A 13698-nucleotide genomic window follows, 5' to 3' on the forward strand; every position below is an offset into this window, starting at 1 on the left:
AGGGAAGATTAGTGCGCGCGACCTTGTTCTACGCCATACCCGGTCTGGGAACGGATGAACTGAGCACGGAACTGCTCGCGTTCGCGGTTACCTTCTTCTGAGTTATCGGTAGCAGAGAAGAACCAGATCCCGAGGAACGCTACGCTGATGGAGAACAGCGCCGGATACTCATACGGGAAAATGGCTTTTTCGTGACCCAGGATTTGTACCCAAATTGTTGGGCCAAGCACCATCAGCACGACGGCCGTCAGCAGACCTAACCAGCCGCCCATCATTGCGCCACGCGTGGTCAGTTTTGACCAGTACATGGAGAGCAGAATGATAGGGAAGTTACAGCTGGCTGCGATAGCAAATGCCAGTCCCACCATGAAGGCGATGTTCTGGTTTTCGAACAGCACGCCGAGCACGATAGCAATCACACCCAGCACCAGTACGGTAATTTTCGATACCTTCAGCTCTTCGCGCTCGGTTGCGCCTTTGCGGAATACGTTGGCGTACAGGTCGTGAGAAACTGCCGATGCCCCCGCCAGCGTCAAACCAGCAACCACTGCCAGAATGGTGGCAAACGCCACTGCCGAGATGAAGCCGAGGAACAGGTTCCCGCCCACCGCATTCGCCAGATGTACCGCCGCCATGTTGTTACCGCCGATAAGCGCGCCAGCAGCGTCTTTATACGCAGGGTTGGCACCAACCAGCATGATCGCGCCAAAGCCGATGATAAAGGTCAGGATGTAGAAATACCCCATAAAACCGGTGGCATAGAACACGCTCTTACGCGCTTCGCGGGCGTCGCTGACCGTGAAGAAACGCATTAGGATGTGCGGCAAGCCCGCCGTACCAAACATCAGGCCGAGACCTAACGACAGCGCGGAGATCGGATCTTTCACCAGCCCGCCCGGACTCATAATGGCTGAACCTTTCGGGTGTATCGCCATCGCTTCGGTGAACAGATTGTTGAAGCTAAAGCCAACGTGCTTCATCACCATAAAGGCCATAAAGCTGGCGCCGAACAGCAACAGAACGGCTTTGATGATCTGTACCCAGGTGGTTGCCAGCATGCCGCCAAACAGGACATACATCATCATCAATACGCCAACCAGTACGACGGCAATGTGGTAGTTCAGGCCAAACAGCAGCTCAATCAGCTTACCCGCGCCGACCATCTGCGCGATCAGATACAGCGCGACCACCACCAGGGAACCACAGGCCGAGAGAATACGAATTGGACCTTGTTTCAGGCGATAAGAGGCCACGTCGGCAAAGGTGTAGCGACCAAGGTTACGCAGACGTTCAGCAATCAGGAACAGGATAATTGGCCAGCCGACCAGGAAGCCGAGCGAGTAAATCAGTCCGTCATAACCGGAGGTAAAGACCAGCGCGGAAATCCCGAGGAACGATGCAGCAGACATATAGTCGCCCGCAATCGCCAGCCCGTTCTGGAAACCGGTGATGTTACCGCCAGCGGTGTAATAGTCATTGCGCGAACGTACGCGCTTAGACGCCCAGTAGGTAATACCAAGCGTAAAGATGACGAAAATCAGGAACATGATAATCGCCTGCCAGTTGGTTGGCTGGCGTTGGACTGCTCCGCTTATAGCATCCGCCGCGTTTGCGGCGAAGGGCAGCGTGGCGGCAAGCGCCGTCAGGACTCTCTTCATGATGCTTTAACCTCGTGCAGAACCGCATTGTTCAGGCGATCGAATTCACCGTTTGCCCGCCAGATATAGATCCCGGTCAGGATGAAGGAGATAAGGATCACGCCGACCCCAATCGGGATACCCCGGGTGACGCTGGTTCCCGCGTGCAGCGGAGTACCCAGCCAACCAGGCGCAAAGGCAATCAGTAAAATAAAGCTGATGTAAACTGCCAGCATGATGATGGACAGAATGGTGGCAAACCGTTGCCTTTTTTCAACTAACTCCCTGAAACGCGCACTGTCTTCTATCCGCTGATAAATATTGTCATTCATCACAGAGCTCTCCAGAGGTCCCCTGCGTCTTTCGCGCTACAGGTTCGTTGGCCGCACTCGTTACTCGGCCCATCCCTGGGCCTCGCCCCGGTGGGGCCGTTACAAGTAACGTTCAAATCTGTTCCAGACAGATTTGTCACCCCAGTCACATAGTGAACTATGCTCCTGAGGATGTGCTCGCTTGCCGCCTTCCTGTAACACGAAATCCTTTGGGGGAGGGTTTTTATATTTCCCTCCCGCTCAGGGGAGGGGTAGGGATAGGATTTGTAGGCCCGATAAGCAGCGCGCCATCGGGCATTTCACGGTTATGGTTATGATGGCATCGCGATGGCCTGCTTCTCTTCGAGCAGTTTCTCAACGACGCCTGGATCGGCGAGGGTTGAGGTATCGCCCAGATTGCTGGTATCGCCCGCCGCGATTTTGCGCAGAATGCGTCGCATAATTTTGCCGGAGCGGGTTTTCGGCAGTGAATCGGTCCAGTGCAGCACATCTGGCGTTGCCAGCGGGCCAATTTCTTTGCGTACCCAGTTACGAACTTCGGCATACAACTCAGGCGACGGTTCTTCACCGTGATTCAGCGTGACGTAGGCGTAGATCGCCTGGCCTTTAATATTATGCGGAATACCGACCACCGCGGCTTCGGCAATCTTCGGATGCGACACCAACGCCGATTCGATTTCTGCCGTGCCCAGACGGTGACCAGAGACGTTTAGCACATCGTCCACGCGTCCGGTGATCCAGTAATAACCATCTTCATCACGGCGTGCGCCGTCGCCGCTGAAGTACATATTCTTGAAGGTGGAGAAATAGGTCTGCTCAAAACGTTCATGATCGCCAAACAGCGTTCTCGCCTGGCCTGGCCACGAATCAATAATCACCAGGTTGCCTTCGGTCGCGCCTTCCAGCGGATTACCTTCGTTATCGACAATCGCAGGTTGTACGCCAAAGAACGGACGGGTTGCAGAACCGGCTTTCAGCTCGGTAGCGCCCGGCAGTGGGGTGATCATGAATCCCCCGGTTTCGGTCTGCCACCAGGTATCGACGACCGGGCATTTTTCGTTGCCGATCTTCTTCCAGTACCACTCCCACGCTTCCGGGTTGATCGGCTCGCCAACGGAACCCAGGATACGCAGCGACGAACGGTCAGTACCTTCAATCGCTTTGTCGCCTTCTGCCATCAGTGCGCGAATGGCGGTCGGTGCGGTATACAGAATATTGACCTGGTGCTTGTCCACAACCTGCGACATACGCGCCGGGGTAGGCCAGTTTGGCACGCCTTCGAACATCAGCGTGGTTGCGCCGCAGGCCAGCGGACCGTACAGCAGGTAGCTGTGTCCGGTTACCCAACCCACGTCAGCGGTACACCAATAGATATCGCCCTGATGGTAATCAAACACGTACTTAAAGGTGGTTGCGGCGTAGACCAGATACCCGCCGGTAGTGTGCAGCACGCCTTTCGGCTTGCCGGTTGAACCGGAGGTATACAGGATAAACAGTGGATCTTCCGCGTTCATTTCTTCCGGTTGGTGTTCTGAGCTGGCCTTCTCGATAAGATCGGACCACCACAGGTCACGGCCTTCCTGCCACTCCGTTTTACCTCCGGTACGTTTGAGGACGACCACATGTTCAACGGTTTTCACGTTTGGATTTTTCAGCGCATCATCCACGTTCTTTTTCAGTGGGATAGCGCGCCCGGCGCGTACGCCTTCGTCGGCGGTGATCACCAGGCGTGAATTGGAGTCGATAATACGTCCGGCGACGGCTTCCGGTGAGAAACCACCGAAGATGACCGAATGCACCGCGCCAATACGGGCACAGGCCAGCATGGCGACCGCAGCTTCCGGCACCATCGGCATATAAATTGCCACTACATCACCTTTTTTAATGCCTAAATCCAGTAACGTATTGGCAAAACGACAGACATCGCGATGCAGCTCGCGGTAGGTAATATGTTTGCTTTGGCTGGCGTCGTCGCCTTCCCAGATGATGGCGGTACGATCGCCATTTGCCTGCAGGTGACGGTCAAGGCAGTTCGCTGCCAGGTTTAACGTGCCATCTTCATACCATTTAATAGAGACGTTGCCTGGCGCAAACGAGGTGTTCTTCACCTGGCTGTACGGCTTGATCCAATCAAGAATTTTTCCCTGCTCGCCCCAAAATGTGTCGGGTTCGTTAACAGACTGCTGGTACTTCGCTTCGTACTGCTCCGGATTTATCAGGCAACGATCCGCAATGTTTGCGGGAATAGCGTGTTTATGTATTTGGCTCATGGCTTTTGTTCTCCTTGTAGGATGTTAATAATATGTCGCATAAACGTTAAATGTAGGGGCTTTGCGAGTTTTGTTTAGTATTTGGGCGGCAGATCACGCAATAAACGAATTGTGCAAATTAGCGACAAACTGAATTTTGAAGAGAACTAGCAAAAATTGATTAATTCTCGCGATAACATGAGGTTATCTGAGAATTGTTGAAAAGGTGATCTGCCTCAGAATTAAACAAAAGAGTGAGGGGGTTGAGGGGGTAACTAACTCTAAAGTGGTATTTTACATACACTTACAATTGATTAAAGACAACATTTTCAGTGTGGTTTCTTGTTACAAATTGGGGGGAGCAATGTCATGACAGTATTCGTGTGGTTGCTGTTATGGAAAACAATAAAAGAACCGCCATTGCAGATAATGGCGTCATCTGGATGAGACCCCTATGGCAAGGACAAAATCACGCGTACGCCGTTTCTTCAGCCTGTTATTACCCTTATTATTTATCTCTGCTGTTCACGCTGAACAAACTCCTGTACCCGCAAAGACCGTCACCGTTGAAGCGAAGAATGAAACCTTCGCCCCTCAGCATCCCGATCAATATCTCTCCTGGAAAGCCACGTCTGAGCAATCAGCCCGTGAAGATGCGCTGGCAGAAGATCCGCGTCTGGTGATCCTGTGGGCGGGATACCCATTCTCGCGCGATTACAACAAACCGCGGGGACACGCGTATGCCGTGACCGATGTCCGTGAAACCTTACGTACCGGCGCACCAAAAACGGCCGAAGACGGCCCGCTGCCGATGGCCTGCTGGAGCTGTAAAAGCCCGGATGTGGCGCGTCTGATCCAGAAAGACGGTGAAGATGGTTACTTCCACGGTAAATGGGCGCGCGGCGGTCCGGAAATTGTTAACAACCTCGGTTGTGCAGATTGCCATAACACCGCGTCGCCGGACTTCGCCAAAGGCAAGCCAGAACTGACACTGTCGCGTCCTTACGCTGAGCGCGCGATGGAAGCCATCGGCAAACCATTTGAGAAAGCTGGTCGCTTTGATCAGCAATCCATGGTCTGCGGCCAGTGCCACGTGGAGTACTACTTCGACGGTAAGAACAAAGCCGTTAAGTTCCCGTGGGATGAGGGCATGAAAGTCGAGAACATGGAGAAATACTACGACACCATCGCCTTCTCTGACTGGACTAACTCTCTGTCCAAAACCCCGATGCTGAAAGCGCAGCACCCGGAATATGAAACCTGGAGCGCGGGCATTCACGGTAAGAACAACGTGACCTGTATTGACTGCCACATGCCGAAAGTGCAAAACGCGGAAGGTAAGATCTATACCGATCACAAGATTGGCAACCCGTTCGATAACTTCGCCCAAACCTGCGCGAACTGCCACACCCAGGACAAAGCGTCCCTGCAAAAAGTGGTCGCCGAGCGTAAACAGGCCATTCATGACCTGAAAATCAAGGTTGAAGATCAACTGGTACATGCGCATTTCGAAGCGAAAGCCGCATGGGATGCGGGTGCGACCGAAGCGGAAATGAAGCCGATTCTGGCAGATATCCGTCACGCGCAATGGCGCTGGGATCTGTCTATCGCCTCACACGGCATCCATATGCACGCGCCGGAAGAAGGTCTGCGGATGCTAGGTAGCGCAATGGATAAAGCCGCCGACGCGCGTACCAAACTGGTTCGTCTGCTGGCGACCAAAGGCATCACGCATGAAATTCCGTTACCGGATATCTCTACCAAAGAGAAAGCCCAGGCGGCGATTGGTCTGAACATGCAGCAAATTAATGCTGAGAAGCAGGACTTCATCAAAACGGTGATTCCGCAGTGGGAAGAGCAGGCGCGTAAAAACGGTCTGTTAAGCCAATAACCCCATTCCGCCCCGTAAGGGGCGGATAACTCAACGGAGTGAATATGAGCGTATTACGTTCGTTATTAACTGCTGGGGTGCTGGCGTCAGGCCTGTTCTGGAGCCTGAGTGGAATCACTGCCACGCCAACGCCGCAGGAGTCGGATCAACGCTGGACGGTTACTCAGCAGCGTAATCCGGATGCTGCCTGTCTGGATTGTCACAAGCCGGATACCGAAGGTATGCATGGTAAACATGCGGAAGTCATTAACCCGAACAACAAACTGCCGGTCACCTGCACTAACTGTCACGGCCAGCCGTCACCGAACCACCGCGAAGGGGTGAAGGATGTGATGCGCTTTAATGAGCCAATGTACAACGTGGAGCAGCAGAACAGCGTCTGTATGTCCTGTCACCTGCCTGAGCAGTTGCAAAAAGCGTTCTGGCCGCACGATGTCCACGTCACAAAAGTAGCGTGCGCCAGCTGTCACTCACTGCATCCGAAGCAAGACACGATGCAGACGCTAAGCGATAAAGGACGGATCAAGATTTGCGTCGATTGCCACAGCGATCAGCGTAACAATCCGAACTTTAACCCGGCGTCGGTTCCGTTGCTTAAGGAGCATCCATGAGTTGCTCTCGTCGCCAGTTTATCACCGGCGTCGGCGCGCTGGTGGCAGTGAGCGGGACGGCGGGACGCGTTGTGGCGAAGACGTTGAACATCAACGGCGTGCGTTACGGTATGGTACACGATGAGTCATTATGCATCGGCTGTACGGCCTGCATGGATGCTTGTCGGGAAGTCAACAACGTACCGGAAGGCGTATCGCGCCTGACGATTATTCGCAGCGAGCCGCAGGGGACGTTTCCTGATGTGAAGTATCGCTTCTTTCGCCACTCATGCCAGCATTGCGACCACGCTCCCTGCGTTGACGTCTGCCCGACAGGGGCATCGTATCGCGATGCCGCCAACGGTATTGTGGATGTGAACCCTGACCTTTGCGTTGGCTGTCAGTACTGCATCGCCGCGTGTCCTTATCGCGTGCGCTTTATCCATCCGGTGAGCAAAACGGCGGATAAATGCGATTTCTGCCGGAAAACTAACCTGAAAGCGGGCAAACAGCCCGCCTGCGTTGAGTCATGCCCGACGAAGGCGCTGACGTTTGGTAATCTGGACGATCCCAATAGCGATATCTCCCGTTTGTTGCAGCAGAAAACCACCTACCGTTACAAGCTGGCGCTGGGCACAAAACCGAAGGTCTACCGCGTTCCCTTTAAATATGGGGAGGTGAGCCAATGACACCCGCTTCTGCATTTCATTTTGAATCACTGGTGTGGGACTGGCCCATCGCCATCTATCTGTTCCTGATTGGCATCTCCGCCGGACTGGTTACGTTGGCGATTCTGCTGCGCCGCTTCCATCCGGAGGCGGGCGGTTCGGACAGCACGCTGCTGCGCACTACGCTGGTGTTAGGGCCGGGGGCGATTATCTTCGGTTTGCTGATTCTGGTATTCCACCTGACGCGGCCGTGGACCTTCTGGAAACTGATGTTCCACTACAGCTTCACTTCGGTGATGTCGATGGGGGTCATGCTGTTCCAGTTGTATATGGTGGTACTGGTGCTGTGGCTGGCAAAAATCTTTGAAAAAGAGGTGATTGCCCTGCAGCAGCGTTGGCTGCTGCGGTTAGGGATCGTGCAGAAAGCGTTGACGCTGATAACGCCGTTTCATCGCGCGCTGGAGACGTTAATGCTGGTGCTGGCGGTCCTGCTCGGGGCGTACACCGGGTTTCTGCTGTCGGCGCTGAAGTCCTACCCGTTCCTGAATAACCCGATCCTGCCGGTGCTGTTCCTGTTCTCCGGGATTTCCTCCGGCGCGGCGGTGGCGCTGATCGCCATGGCGTTACGCCATCGTAGCAACCCGCACAGCACTGAAGCGCACTTTGTGCATCGCATGGAGGCCCCGGTGGTATGGCTGGAGATCTTCCTGCTGGCGGCGTTCTTCGTCGGTCTGGCGCTGGGCGATGACGGCAAGATGCGCGCGCTGGCGGCGGCGCTGGGCGGCGGATTCTGGACCTGGTGGTTCTGGCTTGGCGTGGCTGGGCTTGGGCTGATACTGCCGATGCTGTTAAAACCCTGGGCCAACCGCAGTTCGACGTTTCATGGCGTGCTGGCAGTATGCGGCGCCAGCCTGACTGGCGTACTGCTGCTGCGCTTTTTCATTCTCTATGCGGGTCAGCTAACCGTTGCGTAAGGTGATATCTGGACGTTCTCCTTCCTGAAGCCGGTTTTTTGGCGCTCTTATTAAGCCTCGGGGTCAACGTGTTGACCCCACTTGCCGTGTTGGTGGGTGTCCGCCAGCGCTGGCAGGGCGTGATGCGCCTGGCAAGCGTGGGCGTATGGACGCAGTTTGCGCTGCTGCTGCTGGCTTTTGCTATTCTGGTATTCTGCTTTCTGACCAGCGACTTTTCGGTGGTCTATGTTGCTCAGCACAGCTACAGCCTGCTGCCGTGGGGATTAAAACTGGCGGCGGTGTGGGGCGGCCATGAAGGGTCGCTGCTGTTGTGGGTGCTGTTTCTTTCCGGCTGGAGCGCGCTGTTCGCTCTTTGCTATCGGCGTGATTCCGACGCACTGTTTCCGCTGACGCTCAGCATCCTGTCAATGGTGACGGCGCTGTTGCTGCTGTTTGTGGTGGTCTGGTCCGATCCCTTCGTGCGTATTTTTCCGCCTGCTATAGAAGGACGAGATCTTAACCCGATGCTGCAACATCTTGGGTTAATCCTCCACCCGCCGCTGCTGTACCTGGGTTACGGTGGTTTGATGGTAGCCGCGGGCGTGGCGCTGGCCTCACTGCTGCGCGGTGACTTTAACGTGCAGAGCGCCTGGGTGTGCTGGCGCTGGGCGTTGCCCGGCTGGTGCGCGCTGACGCTGGGGATAATCCTCGGCTCCTGGTGGGCCTACTGCGAGCTGGGCTGGGGCGGCTGGTGGTTCTGGGACCCGGTCGAAAATGCCTCCTTATTACCCTGGCTCTCCGCCAGCGCGCTGCTGCATAGCCTGTATGTCACGCGTCAGCGTGGGATCTTCCGCCACTGGTCGCTGCTGCTGGCGATTGTCACGCTGATCTTATCGCTGCTGGGGACGCTGATTGTGCGTTCCGGCATTCTTGTTTCGGTACATGCCTTTGCGCTGGATAACGTGCGCGCCGCGCCGCTGTTTGCGCTGTTTAGCGTATTGAGCCTGGCGTCGCTGGGGTTGTACGCCTGGCGAGGCCAGCAAATTCGCCAGAATGCGCGTTTTGGCGGCTGGTCGCGCGAGATGCTGATTCTGGTCGCGCTATTACTTTTTTGCGCGGTGCTGCTGATTGTGCTGATTGGCACGCTCTATCCGATGATTTACGGGTTGTTTGGCTGGGGGCGGCTCTCCGTGGGCGCACCGTACTTTAACCGCGCCACGCTGCCCTTTGGCCTGCTGATGCTGTTGGTTATCGTACTGGCGACAATCAGAAGCCGCAAAGTCTCTTTGCGTTGTCAGCTTCCCGCACTGCTGGCGCATACCGGGGTATTGGTGCTTGCGGCTGGGATCGTCTTTTCCAGCGGTAGTCGTCAGGAGATAAGCCTGAATCTGAGCCCCGGGCAGCAGGTGGATCTGGCGGGCTACATTTTCCGTTTTGAGCGTCTCGACCTGGAAGCCAAAGGTAACTACACCAGTGAAAAAGCGCTGATCACGTTGTGGCAAAATGAGCAGCGTATCGGTAGCCTGCAGCCCGAAAGGCGCTTCTATGCCGCACGTCGTCAACAGATGATGGAGCCGGGTATCCGCTGGAATCTGATGCATGACTGGTACGCGGTGATGGGAGAAAAAACCGGACCGGACCGTTACGCCATGCGCTTATACGTGCAGACTGGCGTGCGCTGGATCTGGGGAGGGGGATTGTTGATGGTGTTTGGTGCGTTGCTGAGCGCATGGCGAGGGAGGAAGCATCCTGAGTTATTGCCTGATGGCGCTGCGCTTATCAGGCCTACGAGTGAAAAGCAGGGTAGGCCGGATAAGGCGTTCACGCCGCCATTCGGCAAAACGATGTTACTTGTGGCTTTACTGATTTTTCTGCCTTTTGCCACCCACGCCCAGGTTGTGGATACCTGGCGCTTTGGCAATCCGCAGCAGCAGGAGAAAGCGCTGTCTATTGCCAGTCAGCTGCGCTGTCCGCAGTGTCAGAACCAGAACTTGCTGGAATCCAATGCGCCCGTGGCGGTCAGTATGCGCCATCAGGTTTACAGCATGGTTGCCGAAGGTAAAAGCGAAGCAGAAATCACCGCCTGGATGACCGACCGCTATGGTGATTTCGTGCGCTACAACCCGCCGCTGAATGAGCAAACGCTGCTGTTGTGGGCGTTGCCGTGCCTGCTGTTATTGCTGGTGGGCGTGGTGGTCTGGCGGGTGAGAAAGCGTCAGCGCGCGCAGGAGGATGAACAATGAGCCAGTCCGAACATTCCACCGCGCCGTTACGTCCCATGCCCGTGAAGCGGCTGGCTGCTGCGGTAGGGCTGATGGTTGTGGCCTGCATCGGCGGTTACCTGTTAACGCCAAAATGGCAGGTGGCACGTCAGGAGCAGGCGCGTCTGGCAGACCCCTTACATGCTTTTTCTGATGAAAATATTCAGGAAAAACAGCTGCTATCTCTGCAATCGCAAATTCGTGCGAATCCGCAGGACGCAGTGAAATGGGCGCAACTGGGTGAGTACTATCTGTGGCAAAACGCGTATCATAATGCACTTCTGGCCTACGAACAGGCGCTGCGTATACGCGGTGAAAACGCCGAAATCTATTCCGCGCTGGCGACGGTGCTGTACTATCAGGCCGGGCAACATATGACGCCGCCCACCCGCGAGATGATTGATAAGGCTCTGGCGCTTGACCCGGCAGAGGTCACTGCGCTGATGCTGTTAGCTTCCGATGCGTTTATGCAGGCAGACTACGCTCAGGCTATCTCAGTGTGGCAAAAGGTTATGGATTTAAACTCGCCGAGGGTGAATCGGGCACAGCTCATTGACTCTATTAATATGGCGAAGTTGTTGCAGAATCGGCAAAAATAAATTTGTTTTATTTGTGATTTGTATCATTTTGCCTGTTTAAAAAACAGGCGAACGAACAAGCGAGCAAAAAAAACTCATATCCTGACTTCTTCATTTTTGATCATATTAAAATTCTTTTATAACAAAAAGTTATTCATTATTACCCCGATAAAATTGCATTTTTATGCAAATAATCAGCGAAAGGCCCTGTTCTCAGAGGGTTGCGCTGAATGCCATGCAGATGATAATGATAATAAGCGTTAAAAAACTCCATAAACGAACGCAACACAAATCATACCCTTTCAGTATGTACTATTCCCACGCGCTGCATGTGGAATAGCGCTCCATCGAGGAAGTCCGTTGTTATGAAAAATTTGAAAGTCAGCCTGGCATGGCAGATTCTAATCGCTATGGTGCTGGGCATTCTGCTAGGGAGTTACCTGCATTACCATAGTGACAGCCGTGAATGGCTGATTGTAAACCTGCTGTCTCCGGCGGGCGATATCTTTATCCACCTGATCAAAATGATCGTCGTACCGATTGTTATCTCTACGTTGATTGTCGGTATCGCCGGGGTGGGCGATGCCAAACAGCTGGGCCGTATTGGCGCCAAAACGATTATCTATTTCGAAGTGATCACCACCGTGGCGATTATCCTTGGTATCACGCTGGCGAATGTGTTCCAGCCCGGTACCGGGGTTGATATGTCGCAGCTGGCAACCGTCGATATTTCGAAATATCAGAGCACCACCGCAGAAGTACAGAGCCACGCGCATGGCCTGATGGGCACGATTTTGTCACTGGTGCCGACCAACATCGTCGCGTCGATGGCAAAAGGCGACATGCTGCCGATTATCTTCTTCTCGGTACTGTTCGGTTTAGGTCTGTCTTCTCTGCCGGCAACTCACCGCGAGCCGCTGGTAACAGTATTCCGCTCTATCTCCGAAACCATGTTTAAAGTGACGCACATGGTGATGCGTTACGCGCCAGTCGGGGTTTTTGCGCTGATCGCTGTTACCGTCGCGAACTTCGGTTTTGCCTCCCTGTGGCCGCTGGCGAAGCTGGTGCTGTTGGTGCATTTCGCCATCCTGTTCTTCGCACTGGTGGTGCTGGGGATCGTCGCGCGCATCTGCGGTTTGAGCATCTGGATCCTGATCCGCATTCTGAAAGACGAGCTGATTCTGGCCTACTCGACCGCCAGTTCCGAGAGCGTGCTGCCGCGTATTATCGAGAAGATGGAAGCCTACGGCGCACCGGCGTCAATCACCAGCTTTGTGGTGCCGACCGGTTACTCATTCAACCTTGATGGTTCAACGCTGTACCAGAGTATCGCCGCTATCTTTATTGCTCAGTTGTACGGTATCGATCTGTCGCTGTGGCAGGAAATCGTGCTGGTGCTGACGCTGATGGTGACCTCGAAAGGGATTGCGGGCGTGCCGGGCGTATCTTTTGTGGTGCTGCTGGCAACGCTCGGCAGCGTTGGGATCCCGCTGGAAGGTCTGGCGTTTATTGCCGGTGTTGACCGTATCCTCGATATGGCGCGTACTGCGCTGAACGTGGTGGGTAATGCGCTGGCCGTGCTGGTTATCGCCAAGTGGGAACATAAATTTGACCGCAAGAAAGCGCTGGCCTATGAGCGCGACGTGCTGGGTAAATTTGATAAGACCGCCTCGTAGGCCGGATAAGGCAACGCCGCCATCCGGCAACCTGCTCCGGGTTGCCTGATGGCGCTACGCTTATCAGGCCTACAACGACTACGTTCATCCGGCAATGCAAACTATTACCCGTTGGTTAACTTATCAAACTCTTCGCAGCCGGTATCGAATCCTTCCATACAGCTCAGATTCAACCAGTGCAGCGCTTTCTGTTTATTCTTCTCGATAAAACCCTGCTCGCCGTTTAAGAACATCATCCCGGCCCAGTATTCGGAATAACCGGTGCGGGAAATGGCTGAACTACGCTTGAAATACCACGTCGCTTTCTCATCGTCAGCAGGAATGCCTACGCCGTTGGCGTAAATCAGCCCGAGCAGCATTTGCGCGTCGACGGCGGAGTCATTCTCCAGATCCTCGGAGGCGTTTTGCAGCAAGGTAATGGCTTTGGGGTAATCGGTGCGGCCTGCCTGGGTGTTCACCAGAATACGCGCCAGCGTAATTTCCCCAGCCTTACTGCCCGCCTGCGTCGCTTTTTCCGCCAGCGTTTTGGCCTGAGGGTAATCCAGACTGACCGGGTTGGTTATCTTAATCTGCGCCAACAAAGCATATGCATCCGCATCACCGTTGTCGGCGGCTTTTTGCGCCCAGTATTCGGCTTTACTCAAATCGCCTGAACTGAACCAGGTATCGGCGAGGAAATACTGTGCGCGTCGGTCACCTGCCTCTGCTGCCTGTAAATACTGGCTTCCTGGCTCAGTATCACTGGCATGGGCAAAGAATGTCACGAGGAACATCAATGCAAGAAGTTGTTTCATTTTGAGTTTTATTTAGGGTACGGAATGAACAGTATAAAGAGATCGTATGGATAAAAAAACAGCCTCCGG

11 protein-coding genes are annotated in these 13698 nt (G+C 54.5%); 7 read left to right on the forward strand and 4 right to left on the reverse strand.

Annotated elements, in window-relative coordinates:
• Positions 1–8: 8 nt before the first annotated feature.
• From actP to acs, 3 genes are all read right to left on the reverse strand, one after another.
• Entirely contained in the window at positions 9–1658 is a 1650-nt protein-coding gene (gene actP / locus FDX04_RS02740; protein WP_137370420.1) for a cation/acetate symporter ActP, read from the reverse strand.
• Entirely contained in the window at positions 1655–1969 is a 315-nt protein-coding gene (locus tag FDX04_RS02745) for a DUF485 domain-containing protein (protein ID WP_006688274.1), read from the reverse strand. Before FDX04_RS02745 ends, actP begins: the two co-directional genes overlap by 4 nt.
• Before the next feature lie 311 nt (positions 1970–2280).
• Positions 2281–4239, reverse strand: a complete 1959-nt coding sequence (acs, locus tag FDX04_RS02750; RefSeq protein WP_137370421.1) for an acetate--CoA ligase — start codon at positions 4237–4239, stop codon at positions 2281–2283.
• Between the two features lie 433 nt (positions 4240–4672).
• Between acs and nrfA the strand changes: the two genes are divergently transcribed.
• From nrfA to gltP, 7 genes are all read left to right on the forward strand, one after another.
• Positions 4673–6109, forward strand: a complete 1437-nt coding sequence (gene nrfA, locus FDX04_RS02755; protein ID WP_137361121.1) for an ammonia-forming nitrite reductase cytochrome c552 subunit — start codon at positions 4673–4675, stop codon at positions 6107–6109.
• A 44-nt stretch (positions 6110–6153) separates the two neighbouring features.
• On the forward strand, positions 6154–6720 hold the full coding sequence (gene nrfB, locus FDX04_RS02760; protein WP_005132587.1) for a cytochrome c nitrite reductase pentaheme subunit: 567 nt from the start codon (positions 6154–6156) through the stop codon (positions 6718–6720).
• Positions 6717–7388, forward strand: coding sequence for a cytochrome c nitrite reductase Fe-S protein (gene nrfC, locus FDX04_RS02765; RefSeq protein ID WP_038636309.1), 672 nt, complete (start codon positions 6717–6719; stop codon positions 7386–7388). Before nrfB ends, nrfC begins: the two co-directional genes overlap by 4 nt.
• Entirely contained in the window at positions 7385–8341 is a 957-nt protein-coding gene (nrfD, locus tag FDX04_RS02770) for a cytochrome c nitrite reductase subunit NrfD (protein WP_137361122.1), read from the forward strand. The genes nrfC and nrfD overlap by 4 nt, the downstream gene beginning before the upstream one ends.
• Positions 8342–8349: 8 nt before the next feature.
• A complete protein-coding gene (nrfF, locus tag FDX04_RS02775) occupies positions 8350–10563 on the forward strand; it encodes a heme lyase NrfEFG subunit NrfF (protein ID WP_137361123.1) in 2214 nt (737 codons plus the stop codon).
• Complete coding sequence (gene nrfG, locus FDX04_RS02780) at positions 10560–11180, forward strand: heme lyase NrfEFG subunit NrfG (RefSeq protein WP_137361124.1); 621 nt, start codon at positions 10560–10562, stop codon at positions 11178–11180. Before nrfF ends, nrfG begins: the two co-directional genes overlap by 4 nt.
• A 344-nt stretch (positions 11181–11524) precedes the next feature.
• Positions 11525–12835: a glutamate/aspartate:proton symporter GltP gene (gltP, locus tag FDX04_RS02785; protein WP_137361125.1), complete on the forward strand. Its 1311-nt coding sequence runs from the start codon at positions 11525–11527 to the stop codon at positions 12833–12835.
• A 104-nt stretch (positions 12836–12939) separates the two neighbouring features.
• On the opposite strand, the gene yjcO is transcribed toward gltP, so the two are convergent.
• Positions 12940–13629, reverse strand: a complete 690-nt coding sequence (yjcO, locus tag FDX04_RS02790; RefSeq protein WP_079225656.1) for a Sel1 family TPR-like repeat protein YjcO — start codon at positions 13627–13629, stop codon at positions 12940–12942.
• Positions 13630–13698: the final 69 nt, after the last annotated feature.

Source organism: Citrobacter sp. wls615, from assembly GCF_005281355.1.
Lineage (GTDB): Bacteria > Pseudomonadota > Gammaproteobacteria > Enterobacterales > Enterobacteriaceae > Citrobacter > Citrobacter werkmanii.

What these genes read in the sequence shown, in the direction of transcription:
- actP (WP_137370420.1), bottom strand. Translation starts at nt 1,658, where the DNA reads ATGAAGAGAGTCCTGACGGCGCTTGCCGCCACGCTGCCCTTCGCCGCA.
- FDX04_RS02745 (WP_006688274.1), bottom strand. Translation starts at nt 1,969, where the DNA reads ATGAATGACAATATTTATCAGCGGATAGAAGACAGTGCGCGTTTCAGG.
- acs (WP_137370421.1), bottom strand. Translation starts at nt 4,239, where the DNA reads ATGAGCCAAATACATAAACACGCTATTCCCGCAAACATTGCGGATCGT.
- nrfA (WP_137361121.1), top strand. Translation starts at nt 4,673, where the DNA reads ATGGCAAGGACAAAATCACGCGTACGCCGTTTCTTCAGCCTGTTATTA.
- nrfB (WP_005132587.1), top strand. Translation starts at nt 6,154, where the DNA reads ATGAGCGTATTACGTTCGTTATTAACTGCTGGGGTGCTGGCGTCAGGC.
- nrfC (WP_038636309.1), top strand. Translation starts at nt 6,717, where the DNA reads ATGAGTTGCTCTCGTCGCCAGTTTATCACCGGCGTCGGCGCGCTGGTG.
- nrfD (WP_137361122.1), top strand. Translation starts at nt 7,385, where the DNA reads ATGACACCCGCTTCTGCATTTCATTTTGAATCACTGGTGTGGGACTGG.
- nrfG (WP_137361124.1), top strand. Translation starts at nt 10,560, where the DNA reads ATGAGCCAGTCCGAACATTCCACCGCGCCGTTACGTCCCATGCCCGTG.
- gltP (WP_137361125.1), top strand. Translation starts at nt 11,525, where the DNA reads ATGAAAAATTTGAAAGTCAGCCTGGCATGGCAGATTCTAATCGCTATG.
- yjcO (WP_079225656.1), bottom strand. Translation starts at nt 13,629, where the DNA reads ATGAAACAACTTCTTGCATTGATGTTCCTCGTGACATTCTTTGCCCAT.